Source organism: Bradyrhizobium sp. YR681 (assembly GCF_000282615.1).
GTDB lineage: Bacteria > Pseudomonadota > Alphaproteobacteria > Rhizobiales > Xanthobacteraceae > Bradyrhizobium.
Genome location: NZ_AKIY01000179.1, coordinates 1 through 20,313, shown reverse-complemented (window position 1 = coordinate 20,313; position 20,313 = coordinate 1). Strand labels below are relative to the sequence as shown.

General features: G+C 65.5%; 21 protein-coding genes. 19 read left to right on the top strand and 2 right to left on the bottom strand.

Annotated features, from left to right (window positions below; genetic code table 11):
• The 12 genes from PMI42_RS13815 to surE all read left to right on the top strand — a co-directional run.
• Window positions 1-1,150 (top strand): deoxyguanosinetriphosphate triphosphohydrolase (locus PMI42_RS13815; protein ID WP_008135007.1); only part of this gene is annotated, 1,150 nt, incomplete at its 5' end.
• 9 nt (window positions 1,151-1,159) lie between these two features.
• Complete coding sequence (argS, locus tag PMI42_RS13810; RefSeq protein ID WP_008135006.1) at window positions 1,160-2,950, top strand: arginine--tRNA ligase; 1,791 nt, start codon at window positions 1,160-1,162, stop codon at window positions 2,948-2,950.
• A gap of 140 nt (window positions 2,951-3,090) precedes the next feature.
• Window positions 3,091-4,686 (top strand): SPOR domain-containing protein, encoded by a 1,596-nt coding sequence (locus PMI42_RS13805; protein WP_008135005.1) that lies wholly within the window; start codon window positions 3,091-3,093, stop codon window positions 4,684-4,686.
• A 52-nt stretch (window positions 4,687-4,738) separates the two neighbouring features.
• Entirely contained in the window at window positions 4,739-5,767 is a 1,029-nt protein-coding gene (gene nagZ, locus PMI42_RS13800) for a beta-N-acetylhexosaminidase (protein WP_008135004.1), read from the top strand.
• Window positions 5,764-6,603: a segregation and condensation protein A gene (locus PMI42_RS13795; RefSeq protein WP_008135003.1), complete on the top strand. Its 840-nt coding sequence runs from the start codon at window positions 5,764-5,766 to the stop codon at window positions 6,601-6,603. Before nagZ ends, PMI42_RS13795 begins: the two co-directional genes overlap by 4 nt.
• A gap of 21 nt (window positions 6,604-6,624) precedes the next feature.
• Complete coding sequence (gene scpB / locus PMI42_RS13790; RefSeq protein ID WP_008135000.1) at window positions 6,625-7,377, top strand: SMC-Scp complex subunit ScpB; 753 nt, start codon at window positions 6,625-6,627, stop codon at window positions 7,375-7,377.
• 167 nt (window positions 7,378-7,544) lie between these two features.
• Window positions 7,545-7,781, top strand: a complete 237-nt coding sequence (locus PMI42_RS13785) for a twin-arginine translocase TatA/TatE family subunit (RefSeq protein ID WP_008134998.1) — start codon at window positions 7,545-7,547, stop codon at window positions 7,779-7,781.
• Between the two features lie 89 nt (window positions 7,782-7,870).
• Window positions 7,871-8,389 (top strand): Sec-independent protein translocase protein TatB, encoded by a 519-nt coding sequence (gene tatB, locus PMI42_RS13780; protein WP_008134997.1) that lies wholly within the window; start codon window positions 7,871-7,873, stop codon window positions 8,387-8,389.
• Window positions 8,386-9,201, top strand: coding sequence for a twin-arginine translocase subunit TatC (gene tatC / locus PMI42_RS13775; protein WP_008134995.1), 816 nt, complete (start codon window positions 8,386-8,388; stop codon window positions 9,199-9,201). Before tatB ends, tatC begins: the two co-directional genes overlap by 4 nt.
• A gap of 199 nt (window positions 9,202-9,400) precedes the next feature.
• Window positions 9,401-10,732 carry a serine--tRNA ligase gene (serS, locus tag PMI42_RS13770; RefSeq protein WP_008134993.1) on the top strand — a complete coding sequence of 444 codons (1,332 nt, stop codon included), beginning with the start codon at window positions 9,401-9,403 and terminating at the stop codon, window positions 10,730-10,732.
• A gap of 95 nt (window positions 10,733-10,827) precedes the next feature.
• Window positions 10,828-11,190, top strand: coding sequence for a hypothetical protein (locus tag PMI42_RS13765; protein WP_008134991.1), 363 nt, complete (start codon window positions 10,828-10,830; stop codon window positions 11,188-11,190).
• A gap of 104 nt (window positions 11,191-11,294) precedes the next feature.
• Window positions 11,295-12,062: a 5'/3'-nucleotidase SurE gene (surE, locus tag PMI42_RS13760; RefSeq protein ID WP_008134989.1), complete on the top strand. Its 768-nt coding sequence runs from the start codon at window positions 11,295-11,297 to the stop codon at window positions 12,060-12,062.
• A gap of 56 nt (window positions 12,063-12,118) precedes the next feature.
• On the opposite strand, the gene PMI42_RS13755 is transcribed toward surE, so the two are convergent.
• Window positions 12,119-12,490, bottom strand: coding sequence for a response regulator (locus PMI42_RS13755; protein ID WP_008134988.1), 372 nt, complete (start codon window positions 12,488-12,490; stop codon window positions 12,119-12,121).
• Between the two features lie 255 nt (window positions 12,491-12,745).
• Between PMI42_RS13755 and PMI42_RS13750 the strand changes: the two genes are divergently transcribed.
• Window positions 12,746-13,396 carry a protein-L-isoaspartate(D-aspartate) O-methyltransferase gene (locus PMI42_RS13750; RefSeq protein ID WP_085969560.1) on the top strand — a complete coding sequence of 217 codons (651 nt, stop codon included), beginning with the start codon at window positions 12,746-12,748 and terminating at the stop codon, window positions 13,394-13,396.
• Window positions 13,397-13,505: 109 nt separating this feature from the next.
• The gene (locus PMI42_RS13745; RefSeq protein ID WP_008134984.1) at window positions 13,506-14,897 is read left to right on the top strand and encodes a LysM peptidoglycan-binding domain-containing M23 family metallopeptidase; all 1,392 of its coding nucleotides are present in this window, start codon (window positions 13,506-13,508) and stop codon (window positions 14,895-14,897) included.
• Between the two features lie 172 nt (window positions 14,898-15,069).
• Here PMI42_RS13745 and PMI42_RS13740 read toward each other — a convergent pair whose 3' ends face one another.
• Window positions 15,070-16,062, bottom strand: a complete 993-nt coding sequence (locus PMI42_RS13740; RefSeq protein WP_008134982.1) for an ATP-binding protein — start codon at window positions 16,060-16,062, stop codon at window positions 15,070-15,072.
• Window positions 16,063-16,244: 182 nt separating this feature from the next.
• On the opposite strand from PMI42_RS13740, the gene yajC reads away from it, so the two are divergent.
• From yajC to PMI42_RS13715, 5 genes are all read left to right on the top strand, one after another.
• The gene (yajC, locus tag PMI42_RS13735) at window positions 16,245-16,631 is read left to right on the top strand and encodes a preprotein translocase subunit YajC (protein ID WP_008134979.1); all 387 of its coding nucleotides are present in this window, start codon (window positions 16,245-16,247) and stop codon (window positions 16,629-16,631) included.
• Between the two features lie 47 nt (window positions 16,632-16,678).
• Window positions 16,679-18,283 carry a protein translocase subunit SecD gene (secD, locus tag PMI42_RS13730; protein WP_008134978.1) on the top strand — a complete coding sequence of 535 codons (1,605 nt, stop codon included), beginning with the start codon at window positions 16,679-16,681 and terminating at the stop codon, window positions 18,281-18,283.
• Between the two features lie 10 nt (window positions 18,284-18,293).
• A complete protein-coding gene (secF, locus tag PMI42_RS13725; protein WP_008134977.1) occupies window positions 18,294-19,313 on the top strand; it encodes a protein translocase subunit SecF in 1,020 nt (339 codons plus the stop codon).
• Between the two features lie 61 nt (window positions 19,314-19,374).
• Entirely contained in the window at window positions 19,375-19,758 is a 384-nt protein-coding gene (locus tag PMI42_RS13720) for an Mth938-like domain-containing protein (protein WP_008134976.1), read from the top strand.
• Window positions 19,755-20,313: phytoene/squalene synthase family protein (locus tag PMI42_RS13715; protein WP_008134975.1), on the top strand; the 559-nt coding region annotated here is incomplete at its 3' end. The genes PMI42_RS13720 and PMI42_RS13715, both read left to right, overlap by 4 nt.

Below are 20,313 nucleotides of genomic sequence, written 5' to 3'. Positions count from 1 at the left end.
CGGCCGGCTGGTCGCCGAGCCGCCGAGCCGGACCCGCAGCCCGTTCCGCCGGGATTGCGACCGGGTGATCCATTCCACCGCGTTCCGCCGCCTGAAGTACAAGACCCAGGTGTTCGTGTTCCACGAGGGCGACCACTACCGCACCCGGCTGACCCATTCGCTGGAGGTGGCGCAGATCGCCCGCGCGCTGGCCCGGCAGCTCGGGCTCGACGAGGACCTCACGGAGACGCTGGCGCTGGCCCACGATCTCGGCCATCCGCCGTTCGGGCATGCCGGCGAGCGGGCGCTGGATGCCTGCCTTAGGGAATTTGGCGGCTTCGACCACAATGCCCAGACGCTCCGTGTCGTTGCGTCGCTCGAGCACCGCTACCCTGAATTCGACGGATTGAACCTGACCTGGGAGTCGCTGGAGGGCATCGTCAAGCACAACGGTCCCTTGACCGACCGCAGCGGCGCGCCGGTCGGGCGCTATCGCGAGCACGGCATTCCCGTGGGCATCGCCGACTACACCAGGACCTACGATCTCGAATTGTGGAGCTTCGCATCGCTCGAGGCGCAGGTCGCCGCGCTCGCCGATGACATTGCCTATGACGCCCACGACATCGATGACGGGCTGCGCGCCGGCCTGTTCCATCTCGACGATCTCAGGGTGATGCCGCTCACCGCGGAGATCATCGCCGAGACCTCGGCGCATTACCCTGAGCTCGAAGACGTCAGGCGCGGCGCTGAGCTCGTGCGCGAGCTGATCTCGCATCTGATCGGTGCGGTGTATTCGGAGGCGCAGAAGAACCTTGCCGCCGTCCAACCGCAATCGGCCCAGGACGTGCGCCAGCAGAGCCGGGCGCTGATCGCGTTCCCGGCCGAGGTCGCCGAGGAGGAGGCCGCGATCAAGCGTTTCCTTTACCAGCACATGTACCGTCACAAGCGGGTGATGCGGGTGATGGGGGAGGCCGAGCAGATCCTGTTCGACCTGTTCGCAAAATACCTGAAATCGCCGGCCGAGCTGCCGCCGGAATGGCTGCTGGGCGCGGAGGCGGACGACGAGGGCGACCGGGCCCGCCGGATCGGCAATTTCATTGCCGGAATGACCGACCGTTTCGCCCTGACCGAACATCAGCGCCTCTTTGACTCGACCCCGGATTTGCGTTAGGCGGCGGCCATGCCCCAGACATCCTCAGCACCGCATTTGTTCGCCGACGTGCTCGCACGCGTGCACGCCGTCTGCCGCACGCTCGCGGCGGAAGCCAACTGGCCCGAGGGCATCGATTTCTCCCGCGTGGTGGTCGAGCCGCCGCGCGATCCCTCCCATGGCGACATGGCGACCAACGCCGCCATGGTGCTTGCGAAAGAGGCAAAGGCCAAGCCGCGCGACCTCGCCGAGCAGATCGCCGAGCGGCTGCGTGCGGACGCGCTGATCGCCAAGGTCGACGTCGCCGGGCCCGGCTTCATCAATCTGACGCTGCAGCCGGCTGCCTGGGCCGAGGCGCTGCGCACGGTGCTGCGCGAGGGCGCCGACTACGGCCGCGTCCGTGGCGGCTCCAAGGTCAATGTCGAATACGTCTCGGCCAATCCGACCGGGCCGATGCATGTCGGCCATTGCCGCGGCGCCGTGTTCGGCGACGCACTGGCGAGCCTGCTCGAGTTCGGCGGCCACGACGTCACGCGCGAATATTACATCAACGATGCCGGCGCCCAGGTCGACGTGCTCGCGCGCTCCGCGTTCCTGCGGTATCGCGAGGCGCTCGGCGAAGACATCGGTGCTATTCCGGAAGGCCTCTATCCTGGCGACTATCTGAAGCCGGTCGGGCAGGTGCTTGCAAAGGAGCATGGCGACAAGCTCCTCGCGATGAGCGAGGCGCAGTGGCTGCCGACGGTGCGCGCCAAGGCGATCGCGATGATGATGGACGAGATCAAGGACGATCTCGCCGCCCTCAACATCCGCCACGACGTGTTTTTCTCCGAGCGTTCGCTGATCGAGACTGGCAACAACAAGGTCGCCGAGACCATCGATTTCCTCAAGGCCAAGGGCGACATCTACGAGGGCCGCCTGCCGCCGCCGAAGGGCGCGCCGGTCGAGGATTGGGAAGACCGCGAGCAGCTGCTGTTCAGAGCGACCGCCTACGGCGATGACGTCGATCGTCCGCTGATCAAGTCGGACAATTCCTACACCTACTTCGCCTCCGATATCGCCTACCACAAGAACAAGTTCGACCGTGGTTTTGCGGAGATGATCGACGTCTGGGGCGCCGACCATGGCGGCTACATCAAGCGCATGCAGGCGGCGGTGAAGGCGACGACGTCAGGCAAGGGCGCGCTCGACGTCAAGATCGTCCAGCTCGTGAAATTGCTGCGCAACGGCGAGCCGGTGAAAATGTCCAAGCGGAGCGGGGACTTCGTCACCTTGCGTGAGGTGGTGGATGAGGTCGGCCAGGACGCCGTCCGCTTCATGATGCTCTATCGCAAGAACGACGCGGTGCTCGACTTCGACCTCGCCAAGGTCATGGAACAGTCGCGCGACAACCCGGTGTTCTACGTCCAGTACGGTCACGCCCGCGGTCATTCGATCTTTCGCAACGCCCGGACCGAGGTGTTCCCGGAACTGCCGGAGGATGCCGAGAAGCGCATCGCTTGGCTCAGTGAGTCGGCGGTGGAGCGGCTGTCGGACCCCGTTGAGCTTGATCTCCTCAAGCGCCTCGCAATTTATCCGCGTATGCTCGAAGCTGCCGCCAGCGCCCACGAGCCGCACCGAATTGCTTTCTATCTCTATGACTTAGCGAGCGAATTTCACGCACTTTGGACGAAGGGGCGCGATTTGCCCTATTTACGCTTCATTATCAATAATGATGCAGATCTAACGAAGGCGCGACTGGCCATGGTCCAGGGCGTCGTCTCTGTCTTGGCATCGGGCCTCGCCATCCTCGGCGTCCATGCTCCGGACGAGATGCGGTAGTTTGGGGCGAACTACTTAAGGGGATTTTGGGGGTAACCGGCAGAAGCCGGATCGCTTAGACTTGGTTGACAGCCTTGTGGGTCGAAAGCCGTGCCTTGGTCGAGGGGCGCGCGGCTTTCCCGAAGGGACGCATCATCACGATGGCCGAACGATATCAGGACAGACCGTTTCCCGCCGATGACTATGGTCGCGGTGGCGACCAGCATGGCAAGGCGGAAAACGATCCCTTGGCCGAGCTCGCCCGCCTGATCGGCCAGACCGATCCGTTCGCAGCACAGGGACGGCCGAGCGCGCCGCCGGCGGCAGCGCCCGCCCAGACCTATCAGGACCGCGACTATCCGCAGGACGATGATCAGCAGGACTATGCCGAGCCGGCAGCGCCGCCTCAGCCGCCCTCATGGATGCGGCGCGCCAACGTGCAGCCCCAGCCGGCGCCCGAACCCGACTATCCCGTCTCCGTGAACCCGGTTCATCCATTGCATCGCTATTCAGCCCAGCCGACCGCGCCCGAGCCTGATTTCCATCAGCCGCAAACCTATCAGGATAGCGCTTATCAGGATCAGGCTTACCAGGCACAAGCCTATCAGGAGCCGGCCTACCAGGAGCCGGCCTATCAAGGGCACGCTCACCAACAGCCCGATCAGGCTTATCAGGAGCAGGCCTACCAGCAGCAATATGCGCAGCCCGATCCGGCGCGCTACGACGATGCGCTGTACGGACGGCTTGAGGCCGGCGAGCAGGAGTACCAGCGCGATCCCGCCTATCCTGACGATCCCTACGCATTCCAGAGCGACTATCCCGAAGCCGAACTCGACGAACCGAAGAAGCCGCGCGGCGGCATGATGACGGTCGCGGCGATCCTGGCGCTTGCCGTGGTCGGCACAGGTGCTGCCTTCGCCTACAAGACCTATGTTGGCTCGCCTCGCAGCGGCGAGCCGCCGATCATCAAGGCCGACAACACACCCACCAAGATCATCCCGGCGCCGTCCGACTCCTCGGCCAAGGTGCCGGATCGCATGGTCACCGGGGACGGCGCCGAGAAGATCGTGCCGCGCGAGGAGGCACCTGTCGACGTCACCACCAGGGCGGGCGGTCCCCGCGTGGTGTTCCCGCCGCTGAACCCGAATGCGAATCCGCCGCCGGTGTCGAGCGTCTCGCCGTCCACGGTGCCGCCGCCGAGCGCGGGTCCGCTGCCGAGCAACGGTACGCTTCCCAACAACGCGCCGCGCCCGATCAGGACGGTCGCCGTGAAGGGCGATCAGACCGATGGCGCCGCGCCGCAATCGGCCGCGGCCGCGAGGCCGGCAACGCCGCCGAAGCCGGTCGCAGCGCCCGTCGCACCGACCGCGCCGCGCACGCCGCCGACCTCGGCCAATGCCAGTGCCAATCAGCCGCTCTCGCTGGCGCCGCAATCGGCGCCCGCGGCCGAGCCTCCGCAGCGGATGGCTGCGACGGCTCCGACGCAGATCGCGCCGAGCGCGGCTCCTGAGAGCCAGGGCGTAATGGTGTCGGTGTCGTCTCAGGACACCGAAGCGGCGGCCAGGGAATCGTACCGCGTGACGCAGGGCAAGTATCCCTCGGTTCTGGGCTCCCGCTCGGCGGTGATCAGGCGGACCGAACTGTCCGACGGGAAGGTCAAGTACCGTGCGCTCGTCGGCCCCTACCGGACGCGCCAGGAGGCCTCGCAGTTCTGCAAGGAGCTGATGGCCGCCGGCGGGCAGTGCTTTATCCCGTAGTATTATCGGCCGATTCCTTGACCCCCTGACGGGGCAGGGTTAATCGGCCGTTATGAGCACGCGGGCCTTCATTACCGGCGTTTCCGGAACGGAACTGACCGCCGCCGAGCGGGAGTTTATCCGTGGCCAACGTCCATGGGGCTTCATCCTCTTCAAGCGCAATGTCGCGACCCCTGCTCAAGTTGCTGCATTGGTTGCGGAATTGCGGTCGGTTGCAGGCGCCCCCGATGCGCCTGTCCTGATCGACCAGGAGGGGGGGCGCGTGCAGCGGCTGGGGCCACCGCACTGGCCGGTCTACCCGCCCGGCGCGATTTTCTCGACCCTGTACGACACTGATTCGGCCCTTGGCCTCGCCGCCGCACGCCTCAGCGCCCGGCTGATCGCGGCCGATCTCGCCGACCTCGGCATTACCGTGGATTGCTTGCCGCTGGCCGACGTGCCGGTGCCGGGTGCCGATGGCGTCATCGGGAACCGGGCCTATGGCACCTCGCCGGGCAAGGTCGCGGCGATCGCCCGTGCGGTGACCGAGGGGCTGGAGCAGGGCGGCGTGCTGCCGGTCCTCAAGCATATTCCCGGCCATGGGCGCTCCACCGCGGACACCCATTTCAAGCTGCCGACGGTGGATACGCCCAGAGGCGAGCTGGAGCGGACCGACTTCGCCGCTTTCAAGCCGCTGGCGGATCTGCCGATGGCCATGACTGCACATGTTGTGTTTAGCGCGGTCGACCCCGCCCATCCGGCGACGACTTCTGCGACAATGATTGCTGACGTGATTCGCGGCGCAATCGGGTTCCAGGGTTTGTTAATGAGTGATGACGTGTCGATGAACGCGCTGTCGGGGAATATCGCCGAACGGACCCGCGCCATCTTCGCGGCCGGGTGCGATGTGGCGCTGCATTGCAACGGCAATATCGAGGAGATGCGCGAGGTCGCCGGCCAGACACCTGAATTGTCTGATAGGGCGCTGGAGCGGGCGAACGCCGCGCTCGCGGCACGCAAGGCGCCGCAGCCGTTCGACCGCGCGGCCGCGCGCACTGAGCTGGACGCATTGATCGCACGGGCAAACACGGCATCCGCATGACCGCAGAAATCCTATCGTTTGAAACCGGGCGGCCCGCAGAGCTTGCCGAGGGTGAGCCGGCGCTGGTGGTGGACGTCGAGGGCTATGAGGGCCCGCTCGACCTGCTGCTCGCGCTGGCGCGGCAGCAGAAGGTCGATCTCGCCAAGATCTCGATCCTGGCGCTGGCCGACCAGTACCTCCATTTCATCGAAGCCGCGCGAAAGATCCGGCTGGAGCTTGCCGCCGATTACCTCGTGATGGCGGCGTGGCTCGCCTTCCTGAAATCGCGCCTGCTGCTGCCGGAGCCGCCGAGCGCGGAAGGCCCGAGCGCCGAGGAAATGGCCACCGCGCTAGCCAACCGTTTGCGCCGCCTCGAAGCCATTCGCGAAGCCGCCAACCGGCTGATGAACCGGCAGCAATTGCTGCGCGACATCTTCCCGCGCGGCGAGCCCGAGCAGATCGCCGAGATCAAGCATCCGAAATACACCGCGACGCTCTACGACCTGCTCACCGCCTATGCTTCGCAGCGCCAGTCGCGCGTGCTGGCGAGCGTGCATCTGGCCAAGCGCACGGTGTGGTCGCTCGCGGAAGCGCGCGCCACGCTGGAGCGGCTGGTCGGCAGCATCAGCGAACAGGATGACTGGGGCGTTCTCGACGATTTCCTGGTCCGCCACGTCGCCGATCCGACGCAGCGCGCCACGGTGTTCGCCTCGAGCTTCGCCGCCGCGCTCGAACTGGTGCGTGAAGGTCAGCTCGAGCTGAACCAGAAAGAGGCGTTTGCGCCGATCTATTTCCGGAAGGGGCGTCCCAAGCCGGTTCCGGACGCAGCTCCTGCGCCCGATGCGCCGGTCGCTTAAGTGCAAGAAGGAGAATCTGCCATGGCAAGCCTGGCTGAAGTGCGGGTAGACGAGGCCGAGCCGATGGAGAACGAAACCCAGGCACGTCCCGAGGAATTGCGGCTGCTGGAAGCGCTGCTGTTCGCGTCGAACGAGCCGCTGGATACCGCGACGCTGGCCAAGCGCATGCCCGAGGGCGTGGACGTCAAGGCCGCGCTCGAACAGCTCCAGGCCGACTACGCCTTGCGCGGCGTGAATCTCGTCCGGGTCGCCAACAAATGGACCTTCCGCACGGCCGGCGATCTCGCCTGGCTGATGACGCGGGAAAGCCACGAGACCCGCCGCCTGTCGCGTGCGGCGATCGAGGTGCTGGCGATCATCGCCTATCACCAGCCGGTGACGCGCGCCGAGATCGAGGAGATCCGCGGCGTCGTCACCTCCAAGGGCACGCTCGACGTGTTGCTGGAGACCGGCTGGATCAAGCCGCGCGGCCGTCGCAAGACGCCGGGTCGCCCGCTGACCTTCGGAACCACCGAGGACTTCCTGTCGCAGTTCACCCTGGAACAGCTCGGCGATCTCCCGGGCCTGGAGGAGCTGAAGGGCACGGGCCTGCTGGATTCGCGCCTGCCGACCGGATTCAGCGTTCCGACCCCGTCCGATGATCCGCAGCTGCGCGAGGACGAAGATCCGCTGGAGCCCGGCGAAGACCTCGATCTGGCGCTGGCGCCTGCGGTCGAGCCCGAGAGCCCGCCGGAAGGCGGCAATGAGCGCGGCGAGGGCGGTAGCGAAGACTGACGTCCCGGCCTTTTATGGCCGCCCTGCGACCAGTTAACACTAGCAAGATTACGTAGCGCCAACAGCGAATTGGCGCTGCCTTGGTCCTTGTTTTTGAGGCCTGCCGCGCCTAGGTTTCCGGGAAGATCGGCCGGGTCCCCGGCCATGCGTGTTTGGAGGGTTGCAGGATGGGTTCACTTAGCATTTGGCACTGGATCCTGGTGATCGCAGTCGTCCTGCTGCTGTTCGGCCGCGGCAAGATTTCGGATCTGATGGGCGACGTGGCGCAGGGCATCAAGGCCTTCAAGAAGGGCATGCAGGACGACGACAAGGTCGCCGACAAGCCCGCCGAGCCGTCCAAGTCCATCGAGCACAATGCCGCGCCGACCGCGGCACGGACCGACGTCGGCAGCAAGGCCGTCTGAGCCGAAAGAAGCACGCGAGACGCGGGGTGCGACCCGATCCTGCGCGCAAGGGATTGGGCCGGCTCCGGCTGGCGTGAACGGAAGACCTCATGTTCGACATCGGGTGGAGTGAACTGGTACTGATCGGGGTCGTTGCCCTGGTCGCCATCGGCCCGAAAGAGCTGCCGGGTGTGCTGCGCATGGTCGGGCAGTGGATGGGCAAGGCCCGCAAGATGGCCGCCGAATTCCAGGGCCAGTTCCAGGAAGCGATGCGCGAGGCCGAGATGGCCGACCTCAAGAAGAGCTTTGACGAGGTCAAGGAAGCCGCCGCCGGCTTCACCGGTGGTGGTTTGATGACCTCGCTGCAGAAGGACGTCAGCGACGCGCTCCGCGTCGATGCGCTGGACAAGCCGGCCGAGACGCCCGCCAACACCACGGTCGAACCGCCTGTTGCCCCCACCACTCCTGAAGCGCCGACGCCCGAGACCTTCGTCGAAGCCGAGGCGCATTCGGCCGTGAACGAGCCGCTCGCCATCACCCGTGAGGTCGAGCAGACAGCGGTTGTGCAGGATACGGCGGTTCAGGACACGGCGGCTTCCGAAGCGATCAAGGACGCCAAAGCGTCATGAGCGACGCCGATATCGAGGCCAGCAAAGCCCCACTGATGGACCACCTGATCGAGCTGCGGTCGCGGCTGATCAAGGCGCTGGTCGGCTTTGGCCTGGCATTCATCCTGTGCTTCTTCTTTGCCAAGCAGATCTTCAATGTTCTGGTCTGGCCCTATGTCCTGGCCGTCGGCGACGGCGGCAACGCCAAGCTGATCTACACCGCGTTCCTGGAATACTTCCTGACCCAGTTGAAGCTGGCGTTGTTCGGGGCCGGCTTCATCTCGTTCCCGATCGTCGCAACGCAGATCTACAAGTTCGTCGCGCCGGGCCTCTACAAGCACGAGAAGAACGCCTTCCTGCCTTATCTGGTCGCGACACCGTTCTTCTTCGTGCTCGGCGCGGCGCTGGTCTATTTCGTGGTGTTTCCGATGCTGGCGCGTTTCTCGCTCGGCATGCAGCAGCTCGGCAGCGACGAGACCGCCAAGATCGAGCTGCTGCCGAAGGTCGGCGAATATCTCTCGCTGATGATGTCGCTGATCTTCGCCTTCGGCATCGCCTTCCAGCTGCCGGTGATCCTAACGCTGCTCGGCCGCATCGGTATCGTCAGCTCAAAGATGCTGCGCGAGAAGCGCCGCTATTTCATCGTGATCGCCTTCGTCATCGCGGCCGTGCTGACGCCGCCCGACGTGATCAGCCAGTGCTCGCTCGCCATTCCCCTGCTGGCGCTCTATGAGGGCTCGATCATCGCGGTGGCGATGGTAGAGAAGAAGGCCGCGGCGGCGAAGGCCGACACCGGCACGGATGTGTCGACGCCGGCCAATCCGGCGGAATAGGGCGCCATACCCACCGCTATCATTCCCCGCGAAAGCGGGAATCCAGTAAGCCGCAGCCTCTCGAAGAATCACTCCCGTCTCTGGAATACTGGATCGCCCGCTTTCGCGGGGAATGACGGAGTGCTAGGGGAAACCCAGCCATTTGCATGAATGCAAATCAAGAATTTGCAGAATTGCACGCAGCCCCAGGACCACGGCCATGCACGACATCAAATCGATCCGCGACAATCCGCAAGCCTTCGACGCCGGTCTCGCCCGGCGCGGCCTGAAGCCGTTGTCGGCATCGCTGCTCGCGATCGACGAGAAGCGGCGGGCGGCGATCCTGGCCTCGGAGCAGGCGCAGGCGCGGCGCAACGCGGCCTCCAAGGAGATCGGCGACGCCAAGAAGGCGAAGGACGACGCGCGCGCCGCCAAGCTGATGGCGGAAGTCGCCGAGCTCAAGACCACGATGCCGGAGCTCGAAGCCGTTGCGAAGGCCGCGGACGAGGAGCTTGCCACGGCGCTGTCGGCGATCCCAAATCTGCCGCTCGGCGAGGTGCCTGATGGCGTCGACGAGCACGGCAATGTGCAGCGCCATGTCTTCGGCAACCGGCGCAACTACGCGTTCGCGCCCAAGCCGCATGACGATCTCGGCGGTGCGCTCGGTGACATGGATTTCGAGACGGCGGCAAAGCTCTCCGGCGCGCGCTTCGTCGTGCTGAAGAAGGGGCTGGCGCGGCTCGAACGCGCACTCGGCCAGTTCATGCTGAATCTGCACATCGACGAGCACGGCTATACCGAGATCAATCCGCCGCTGCTGGTCCGCAACGAGATCATGTTCGGCACGGGACAATTGCCGAAATTCGAGGACGACCAGTTCTGGGCGATCAAGGGCGAATTGCTCGCAGCGCCCGATCTCGAGCGGCTGCGGACCGAGCGTCTCGGCATCATTCCGACCGCGGAGGTGGCGCTCACCAATCTCGTCCGCGAATCCATCCTCGACGAGAAGCAACTGCCGATGCGGCTCACCGCGCTGACGCCGTGTTTCCGCGCCGAGGCAGGTGCCGCGGGGCGCGATACGCGCGGCATGATCCGCCAGCACCAGTTCACCAAGGTCGAGCTGGTGTCGATCACGACGCCGGAGACCAGCAAGGACGAACACGAGCGGATGCTGGCTTGCGCCGAGGAAGTGCTGCGCAGGCTCGATCTGCATTACCGCGTGATGACGCTCTGCACCGGAGACATGGGCTTTTCGTCGCAAAAAACCTATGACATCGAGGTCTGGATGCCCGGGCAGGGCGACGACGGTGCGTTCCGCGAGATCTCGAGCTGCTCGGTGTGCGGCGACTTCCAGGCCCGGCGCATGGATGCGCGCTCGCGCGGCCCCGACGGCAAGCCACGCTTCGTGCACACGCTGAACGGCTCCGGCACCGCGCTCGGGCGTGCGCTGATCGCCGTGATGGAGACCTATCAGCAGGAGGACGGCTCGATCGCGGTCCCCGACGTGCTCCAGCCCTATATGGGCGGCTTGAAAGTGATCGCGCGCAACTAAGGCGCGTTGCCCGGCAGCAACGCAGAAACGTTTGGTTGCGAAGATCGGGCGGCCGGTTATCCTGCCGGCCACCCGTCAACGCGAACCGACCTTTCATGGCCTTGCACCGCGACATCTTCTGGGTCGGCCGACAATGGGCGGTCACAGGTGCCGGCATCCAGGCCGTTGATCAGCGCCTGCGCGGCGTGCTCGACATCGAACTCGCACGGCTCTGGGACGACGGTCTCGTGCAGAGCCGGCGGGCCAAGCCCGGTGTGAACGCTGCTGACTTCGACACGGCGCTGACAGTCGCGCGCGAACGTTTTCCAAGAGAGCCGGCATCGGATCCGATCCTTGCCCAGATGAAGGCGCTTGGCGTGATCGAGACGCCCGTCGTCAGCCCGGTCGTGCCGGCGATGCAGCTGCGTGCCGAGGGGCGGCTCGCGCGTTTCCTGCCGCAATGGCGTATCCGCCGCTAGCAGGACCGGGCCGGAACCTGGCCGGACCGCAATCGGCCCGGTTTGCCTGATCCGCCGTAGCCGGATAAGACGGCTTCGACCCGTTTCAGGAATCGACCTTTCGCATGCGCATTCTCTGCACCAATGACGACGGCATTCACGCTCCCGGCCTCAAGGTCGTGGAGGAGGTCGCCAAGGCGCTGTCCGACGACGTCTGGGTCGTGGCGCCCGAGCTCGACCAGTCCGGGGTGTCGCATTCGCTGTCGCTGAACGATCCTCTGCGCCTGCGCGAGGTCGGGCCGCGGCACTTCGCCGTGCGCGGTACCCCGACCGACTGCGTCATCATGGGTGCGCGCCATATCCTCGGCAGCCAGCCGCCGGACCTCGTTCTCTCGGGCGTCAACAAGGGCCGCAACGTCGCCGAGGACGTGGTTTATTCCGGCACCATCGCCGGCGCACTGGAAGGCACCATCCTGGGCCTCCCGTCGTTCGCGCTGTCGCAGGAGTTCAGCGTCGAGACCCGCGACCGGCCGTTGTGGGACACCGCGCGCAAATTCGGGCCCGACATCCTGCGCAAGGTGATCAAGGCCGGCATCCCGAAGGACACCGTCATCAACGTCAACTTCCCGGCCTGCGCGCCGGAGGATGTGCTTGGCATTCGCGTTACGCGGCAGGGCAAGCGCAATCTCGGCTTCCTCCGGATCGACGAGCGCAGGGACGGCCGCAACAATCCCTATTTCTGGATCGGTTTCGAGCGCGCTGCGATGATGGATACGCCGGCAGAGGGCACGGACCTCGCAGCGCTGCGCGAGCGCTACGTCTCGGTCACGCCGCTCAGGCTCGACCGCACCAATGAAGCATTTTCGGAAGCATTGAGCGCGACGTTGAAATAGTGCCGAGGGGCCGTGGCCCGGATGAAGCGAAGCAAAATCCGGCCTGCGGAAATCTGCTAGCCGCCGCGCAGCGCGGCCTCGATGGTCTTGCCGAGCGCGTCGAGCTGGAACGGCTTCTGGAGCGCCGGCCGGTCGCGATATTGCTCGGGCAGGCCGGAAGAGCCGTAGCCGGTGGCGAAGATGAACGGGCAGCCCTTCGCCTTGATCAGATCGGCGACCGGCGAGATGACCCTGCCATTGACGTTGACGTCGAGAATGGCGATGTCGAACTCGGTCGCCTGGGCGAGCCGCATGGCCTCGGCGATATCGCCGGCTTCGGCGGCTACCTTGTAGCCGAGCTCTTCGAGCATATCCGCAACCATCATCCTGATCATCACCTCGTCTTCGACGAGGAATACAGAGCGGCCGGAAAGCCCTGTCGCGGTCATTGTCGGTGAGTCCTTGCCCATTTGCTGAAAACGTTCGCAGATATCGCGAATCGACGCAATGCGCGTTTCGTCGAGCGGGCATCCGAAAATGGCCTTTGCGGCCGGCCCGTCGCAAGCCGATTTATGGTCTCATACTGCATCCGAGAGGCTATCATGGGGGTTCCCGCGTAGGAACAGATTCTTACCTCGGGTCTTTGCTACGCGGTTTGGCGACACCAGCGATGACCCGCCCCCGATGAGATGACACAGACAGCGATGAGCTCCGATCAGCACCCGCCGGAAAAGATGATGTTTCAGCTCACGCTGAGGCGTCGGGGCATCAGCGATCAGGCTGTGCTGCGCACGATGGAGGCGGTGCCGCGCGACGAATTCGTCGAGGAGGCCGATCGCGAGGGCGCCTATCGCGACAGCGCGCTGCCGATCGCGTGCGGGCAGACCATCAGCCAGCCCTTCGTGGTCGCCTACATGACCGAGCAGCTCCAGCTTCAGAAGCAGCACCGCGTGCTCGAGGTCGGCGCGGGCTCCGGCTATCAGGCCGCCGTGCTGTCGCGGCTCGCAGGGCAGGTGCTGACGGTCGAGCGCTATCGCAAGCTCGCGGATGCCGCACGCGCCAGGCTCGAAAGACTCAATTGTCACAATGTCGAGGTGATGCTCGGCGACGGTCTCAACCTGCCTCCCAATATCGGGCCGTTCGATCGCATCATCGTCACCGCCGCGGTGGAGCAGCTTCCGGAAAATCTGGTCGAGCGGCTCGAGGTCGGCGGCATCCTGATCGCCCCGGTCGGCCCGCATCAGGGCGTGCAGACGCTGGTCCGGTTGACCCGGACCGAGGCGGGGATCGAACGTAAGGAACTCGTCGAGGTCCGCTTCGTGCCGGCGCTACCCGGGGTGGCGCGGGAGCTGTAGAATTCCGGATCGGCTGCGCTGCCAACGTCTTATTGAGAGGGTTAAGCCGTTATTTACTCGCGACGTGTTTACTTAAAAGACCAGTTCTGTTGCGTACGAGTGAGTAACCATGTCTGTTGTCGCCGAGTTGCTTTACTCGCGCCGCGTGCCGCAGGTTGCGGTCTTGGCGCTGATCTCGCTCAGCTTTGCAGGGTGCAGCGCCGACACACAGTCGCGGCTGTCCCAGTCGAACTTCTCCAATCCCTTCTCCTCTGATCAGACCGGTTCGGTGCAGCAGGCACCGCCGCCGCAGCGTGAGCTGCCGCAATATTCGCGGCCGCAGACGCAGCCCGGCTATTACCAGTCGCAGCCCTTGCCGCCGCCGGCAGTGTCCGCGCCGCAATCCTATCCCGTTGCCGCAGGCGGTGGTGTGTCCGGAGGCGGACGTGGCGTCGGCTCCTACGCGCCCCCGGCACAGCCGCATCTGGAGGCCACGGCCACCGTGCCGCCGCGCTCGGTCGCGGCCGCCCAGCCGGCCGGCGGGACCAAGATCATCGTCGGCACCAGCGACACGCTCGAGGTGCTCGCCAAACGCTATCGCGTCACGCCGCAAGCGATCCTCGCCGCCAACGGCTACAAAGGCCCGCGCGCGCTCTCGCCCGGCCAGCAACTGATCATCCCGCATCCGGGTGCGACCGCTGCTGCGCCCGCGCCCGTGATGGCGCCGGTCGCTGCGGCGCCGGTGCTCGCTCCTGCGGCCAAGCCGGTTGCAGCCGTCGCCGCGCCGCCGAGCACGCACTTCGTCAACCACGGCGACACGCTCGCCAGCATCGCGCGCAAGAACCACATCTCGTCCGCCGAGCTCGCCCGGGCCAACGGTCTTGATCCCTCGGCCAAGCTCAAGCTCGGCACCAGGCTGACTGTGCCCGGCGCGAGGACCGCCGCGGTCGCCGCGCCGGCTCCGGTCGCCGCCGCGCCCGTCGCCGGTACGCTGCAGCCCGTTGCAGCCGCTCCCGCGCCCGCCACCAAGATGGCCGCCGTCGCAGCGCCCGTGCAGAGCGCGCGCCTGGCCCAGGCCACGACCAATGTCGAAGAGAAGACCGCGGAGGCTCCGGCGAAAGCCGCGGAGACCACCAGCGCGCTGCCGACCTTCCGCTGGCCGGTGCGCGGCAAGGTGGTCACGAGCTACGGCGCCAAGACCAACGGCAAGTCCAATGACGGCATCAATCTCGCGGTGCCCGAGGGTACGCCGGTCAAGGCGGCTGAAGACGGTGTCGTCGCCTATTCCGGCAACGAGCTGAAAGGTTACGGCAATCTGGTCCTGGTTCGGCACTCCAACGGCTACGTCACCGCATATGCCCATGCGAGTGAGCTGCTGGTGAAGCGCGGCGATACCATCAAGCGCGGTCAGGTCATTGCCAAGTCGGGTCAATCCGGGGAGGTGGCGTCGCCGCAGCTCCACTTCGAGATCCGCAAGGGATCGAGCCCGGTTGACCCGCTTCAATTCCTGAACGGGGCGTGAGGCGAGGGCCCAGGTTAGGGCGCGCCGTCACTCCAGGCACGCTGTCATCGCCCGGCTTCGACCGGGCGATTCCGTATTCCAGAGACAATTGTTGTTGAGCCGATAAGCCACGGCGTACTGGATTCCCCGCTTTCGCGGGGAATGACAGTTGTGGGTGAGGTGATATTGCTGGCTACCTCGCCGTCAGCTTCACACCCAGCCGTCCCGCCAGCTCCTGCACGAACTGCCAGGCGACGCGGCCCGAGCGGGAGCCGCGCGTGGTCGACCATTCCAGTGCCTCGCGCTCCAGCGCCTCGTCATCGACCTCAATGCCGAAATGGCTGCAATAGCCGCGCACCATGGCGAGATATTCGTCCTGGCTGCAACGGTGGAAGCCGAGCCACAGGCCAAAGCGATCCGACAGCGAGACCTTCTCCTCGACCGCTTCGCCGGGATTGATCGCGGTCGAGCGCTCGTTCTCGATCATCTCGCGCGCCAGCAAATGGCGGCGGTTGGAGGTGGCGTAGAGGATGACGTTGTCGGGCCGGCCCTCGATGCCGCCTTCGAGCACGGCCTTGAGCGACTTGTAGGACGCATCATTGCCGTCGAAGGAGAGGTCGTCGCAGAACACGATGAAGCGGAACGAGGAGGCGCGCAGCTGCTCCATCAGCGTGGGCAGGCTCTCGATGTCCTCACGGTGGATCTCGATCAGCTTCAGTTTGTCGGCGGGTTTGCGGTCCGCGTTGATGCTGGCATGCGCCGCCTTCACCAGCGACGACTTGCCCATGCCGCGCGCGCCCCAGAGCAGGGCGTTGTTGGCGGGCAGGCCATTGGCGAAGCGTTCGGTGTTCTCCATCAGGATGTCGCGCATCCGGTCGACGCCCTTGAGGAGGAACAGCTCGACGCGGCTGACCCGCGGCACGGCCGCGAGGCGGCCGTCGGGGTGCCAGACGAAGGCGTCGGCCTGCTTGAATGACTCGCGTTCGACGGCCGGCTTGCCCTGGGCTGCGAGATGCGCCGCGATGGTCTCCAGGGCGCGGACGATGCGGTCCTGGGAGAGGTCCGGGGATGCCCTGAGGGCTGCCTTGACGGTCGCCGTGGGGCGTTTTGCCGCGACGCGGGCGGGCTTGCGGGCAGGGGTACGGGGGCCTTTGCCGGCCGGGCTTTTGCTTGGTTTTTTGGGCATGTCCGAAGTTCCTGAGAATGCAGCCTTATCGGGCCTGAGGGCGCGCCGCAAGGTGGCCAAATCGCCGGTCTGGCAGCGTTGCAATTGGGGCAATGGCCGCTATAGTCCGCGCGAATTTGACCGAACCGGTCGCCTTTGAGGGCCTGACCGGCTTTCCCCCGTTCTCACGAGGATCGTTCCGAATGCTGATTACCCCTGCGTATGCCCAGGCTGCGGGCGCCGGTGACACCAACAGCATGTTGATGTCGCTGCTGCCGTTCGCCCTGATCTTCGTGATCATGTACTTCCTGATTCTGCGTCCGCAGCAGAAGAAGGTCCGCGATCACGCCGATCTCGTGAAGAACATCCGTCGCGGCGACACCGTGGTGACCTCGGGCGGCCTCGTCGGCAAGGTCACCAAGGTCGTCGACGACGACCAGATCGAGTTCGAGATTTCCGACGGCGTCCGCGTGCGGCAGATGCGCCAGATGATTTCGGGCGTGCGCGCCAAGGGCGAGCCGGCGAAGGAATCCAAGGATAGCAAGGAAGCCGCCAAGGAAAACTCTAAGGACGACGCCGCGTCGAAGTGAGCGCTTCCGCGAGCATCTCAAGTCTCCTGATCTGACAGGTCCAGTCGATGTTGTATTTCACGCGGTGGAAGGCGCTGGGGATTATCCTGACGGCGCTGATCGTGTGCCTCTGCGCGATCCCGAACTTCTTCCCCGAAGCGCAGGTCAAAACCTGGCCGGCCTGGGCGCAGCGTCGGCTCGTGCTCGGCCTCGACTTGCAGGGCGGCTCCTATCTGCTGCTCGAGGTCGATTCCGCCTATGTGAAGAAGGAACGGCTGGACCAGGTCCGTGACGATGTTCGGCGCACGCTGCGCGATGCCAAGATTGGCTTCACCGGCGGCGTTACCGTGCGCAACGACGCGGCCGAGGTTCGCATCACCAAGGACACCGACGTCCAGCCGGCGCTCACCAAGCTGCGCGAGCTGTCGCAGCCGCTGGGCGGTCTGATGGGATCCAGCGGCCAGCGCGACCTCGAGGTGACTGACGCCGGCGGCAGCGTGATCCGCCTGACGGTCCCACAGGCCGCGATGCTCGACCGCATGCGCAAGACCATCGAGCAGTCGATCCAGATCGTCGAGCGCCGTGTCAACGAGCTCGGCACCGTCGAGCCCGTGATCCAGCGCCAGGGCAACGACCGCATCCTGGTGCAGGTCCCCGGCCTTCAGGATCCGACCCGCCTGAAGAAGCTGCTCGGCGAGACCGCGAAGATGGAATTCCGCATGGTCGACACGACCGTGTCGCCTGACCAGGCGCAGCAGGGCAAATTGCCGCCGGAATCCGAGCTGCTGATGAGCGCCTCGCCGCCGCCGACGCCCTATGTGGTCAAGAAGCAGGTGCTGGTCGCGGGCGGCGATTTGATCGATGCGCAGGCGACCTTCGACCAGCGCACGAGCGAGCCGGTCGTCAGCTTCAAGTTCAATACGTCGGGCGCGCGCAAATTCGCACAGGCCACGCAAGAGAACGTGGGTCTGCCTTTCGCGATCGTGCTCGACAACAAGGTGATCTCCGCGCCCCGGATCAACGAACCCATCACGGGCGGGCAAGGGCAGATCTCGGGCAGCTTCACGGTCCAGTCCGCCAACGATCTGGCGATCCTGATGCGCGCCGGCGCTCTGCCTGCACCGCTGACGGTGGTCGAGGAGCGCACCGTCGGTCCGGGCCTCGGCCAGGACTCGATCGAGAAAGGCGAGCTTGCGGCCTATGTCGGCTCGATCCTGGTTATCATCTTCATGTTGCTGACCTACCGCCTGTTCGGCGTGTTCGCCAACATTGCGGTGACGATCAACGTGGCCATGATCTTCGGCCTGCTGTCGCTGCTCAACGCCACGCTGACGCTGCCCGGTATCGCCGGCATCGTTCTCACCGTCGGCATCGCAGTCGATTCCAACGTTCTGATCTACGAGCGTATCCGCGAGGAATTGCGTGGCGGCCGCAATGCGATCTCGGCGATCGACGCCGGCTTCAAGCGCGCGCTGGCGACCATCCTCGATTCCAACATCACCACCTTCATTGCCGCCGCGGTGCTGTTCTACATCGGCACCGGCCCGGTGCGCGGCTTTGCCGTGACGCTCGGCATCGGCATCATCACCACGGTGTTCACCGCCTTCACCATGACCCGGCTGATCGTCGCCGGGTGGGTGCGGTGGAAGCGGCCGCAGAGCGTGCCGATCTAGGAGCCTGATCGTGACTCATACCGTTCTCATCGGGCTCGGCGTCCTCATCGCTATCCTCACCGTGGTCGCGGCCCTCGGCTTGCTGCCGTCGCTGCGCATCGTCCCTGATGATACGCATTTCGACTTCACGCGCTTCCGCCGGATCAGCTTCCCGATCTCGGCGGTGCTGTCGATCGTCGCCATCACGCTGTTCTTCACCCACGGCCTGAATCTCGGCATCGACTTCAAGGGCGGCACGCTGCTGGAGGTTCGGGCCAAGTCCGGCGCCGCCGACATCGCGGCGATGCGCACGACTCTGGACGGTTTGCGTCTTGGCGAAATCCAGCTGCAGCAGTTCGGCGGCCCCGAGAACGTGTTGATCCGCGTTGCTGAGCAGCCCGGCGGCGACAAGGCGCAGCAGGATGCCGTGCAGAAGGTCCGCACCGCTCTCGGCGATTCCATCGAATACCGCCGCGTCGAGGTGCTCGGTCCGCGCGTCGCCGGCGAGCTGCTGGCCTACGGCATGCTCGGCCTGATGCTCGCGATCATCGCGATCCTGGTCTACCTCTGGTTCCGGTTCGAATGGCAGTTCGCGCTCGGCGCCATGATCGCCAACGTGCACGACATCGTGCTGACGATCGGCTTCATGTCGATCAGCCAGGTCGATTTCGACCTGACCAGCATCGCGGCACTTCTGACCATTCTGGGCTATTCGCTCAACGACACCGTCGTCATCTACGACCGCATCCGCGAGATGCTGCGGCGCTACAAGAAGATGCCGATGCCGCAGCTACTCAACGAGTCCATCAACTCGACACTGTCGCGCTCGATCATCACCCACTTCACCGTGACGCTGGCGCTGCTGGCCCTGCTGCTGTTCGGCGGCCATGCCATCCACAGCTTCACCGCGGTGATGATGTTCGGCGTTGTGCTGGTCGGCACCTACACCTCGATCTTCATCGCGGCACCGATCCTGATCTATCTCGGCGTCGGCGAGCATCGTGAGGATGCGAAGGAAGAGGCTGCGCCGGCCAAGAAAAACAAGGCATGATCCGAACCACATGCCCTCGCATGAGTTGGCGAGGGTGTTTGAGCCCATTCGGACGAGGCTGATGGCCGGCGATTCCAACGCACCGCATTTCCCGCGCTCGGCGCCGATCGATGCCTATGGCAAGGGCGGCTTCGCCTTTGCCGGCATGTCGCATCGGGGGTCCCTGCTGTGCCTGCCCGACGCGATCTGGGCCTGGGATGTGACCGACCCTGCGAAGATCGACCGCTATTCGCTGGACCGGGTGTTCACCGCCGCCAACAGCATCGACACGCTCCTGATCGGCACCGGCGCCGGCGTCTGGCTGCCGCCGCCGGAACTGCGCCAGGCCTTGAAGGCGGTGCGGGTGGTGCTGGACACGATGCAGACCGGCCCGGCCGTGCGTACCTACAACATCATGATCGGGGAACGGCGCCGGGTCGCCGCCGCGCTGATCGCCGTGCCATGAGCAGCGCTGCGCCTCAGCCCGATTCCGTGGCCTTCTGCGCCGATCTCGTGCGCAGCCACGACTTTCCGCGCTACGCCGCGACCTTGTTTGCACCGGCCACCGAGCGCCGAGCGCTGCTGGCGCTATATGCCTTCAACGTCGAGATCGTCCGGGTCCGCGACCAGGTGAGTCAGCCCTTGCCCGGCGAAATCCGCCTGCAATGGTGGACCGACATGCTGTCGGGCCAGGTCCATGGCAGCGCCGAGGGCAATCCGGTGGCGGCGGAGCTGTTGCGCGCGATCCGTGACTTCAACCTGCCGGTCGAGCCGCTGTCGCTGCTTGCCGACGAGCATCAGTTCGATCTCTATAACGACCCGATGCCGACAATGGCCGCGCTGGAAGGCTATCTGGCGGCAACCTCATCGGCGCTGCTCGGTCTGGCGGCGCAGGTTTTGGCGCCGCCGTCGGAGGCGGTCGAGCATCTCGCAAGGCATGCCGGGCTGGCGCAGGGCATTGTGCAGGTGATCGCCAATCTGCCGCGCGATGCGGCGCATCGGCAGCTGTTCCTGCCGCAGC

Coding starts and splice junctions, on each gene's coding strand:
- argS (WP_008135006.1), top strand. CDS start 1,160: ATGCCCCAGACATCCTCAGCACCGCATTTGTTCGCCGACGTGCTCGCA.
- PMI42_RS13805 (WP_008135005.1), top strand. CDS start 3,091: ATGGCCGAACGATATCAGGACAGACCGTTTCCCGCCGATGACTATGGT.
- nagZ (WP_008135004.1), top strand. CDS start 4,739: ATGAGCACGCGGGCCTTCATTACCGGCGTTTCCGGAACGGAACTGACC.
- PMI42_RS13795 (WP_008135003.1), top strand. CDS start 5,764: ATGACCGCAGAAATCCTATCGTTTGAAACCGGGCGGCCCGCAGAGCTT.
- scpB (WP_008135000.1), top strand. CDS start 6,625: ATGGCAAGCCTGGCTGAAGTGCGGGTAGACGAGGCCGAGCCGATGGAG.
- PMI42_RS13785 (WP_008134998.1), top strand. CDS start 7,545: ATGGGTTCACTTAGCATTTGGCACTGGATCCTGGTGATCGCAGTCGTC.
- tatB (WP_008134997.1), top strand. CDS start 7,871: ATGTTCGACATCGGGTGGAGTGAACTGGTACTGATCGGGGTCGTTGCC.
- tatC (WP_008134995.1), top strand. CDS start 8,386: ATGAGCGACGCCGATATCGAGGCCAGCAAAGCCCCACTGATGGACCAC.
- serS (WP_008134993.1), top strand. CDS start 9,401: ATGCACGACATCAAATCGATCCGCGACAATCCGCAAGCCTTCGACGCC.
- PMI42_RS13765 (WP_008134991.1), top strand. CDS start 10,828: ATGGCCTTGCACCGCGACATCTTCTGGGTCGGCCGACAATGGGCGGTC.
- surE (WP_008134989.1), top strand. CDS start 11,295: ATGCGCATTCTCTGCACCAATGACGACGGCATTCACGCTCCCGGCCTC.
- PMI42_RS13755 (WP_008134988.1), bottom strand. CDS start 12,490: ATGACCGCGACAGGGCTTTCCGGCCGCTCTGTATTCCTCGTCGAAGAC.
- PMI42_RS13750 (WP_085969560.1), top strand. CDS start 12,746: ATGAGCTCCGATCAGCACCCGCCGGAAAAGATGATGTTTCAGCTCACG.
- PMI42_RS13745 (WP_008134984.1), top strand. CDS start 13,506: ATGTCTGTTGTCGCCGAGTTGCTTTACTCGCGCCGCGTGCCGCAGGTT.
- PMI42_RS13740 (WP_008134982.1), bottom strand. CDS start 16,062: ATGCCCAAAAAACCAAGCAAAAGCCCGGCCGGCAAAGGCCCCCGTACC.
- yajC (WP_008134979.1), top strand. CDS start 16,245: ATGCTGATTACCCCTGCGTATGCCCAGGCTGCGGGCGCCGGTGACACC.
- secD (WP_008134978.1), top strand. CDS start 16,679: ATGTTGTATTTCACGCGGTGGAAGGCGCTGGGGATTATCCTGACGGCG.
- PMI42_RS13720 (WP_008134976.1), top strand. CDS start 19,375: ATGGCCGGCGATTCCAACGCACCGCATTTCCCGCGCTCGGCGCCGATC.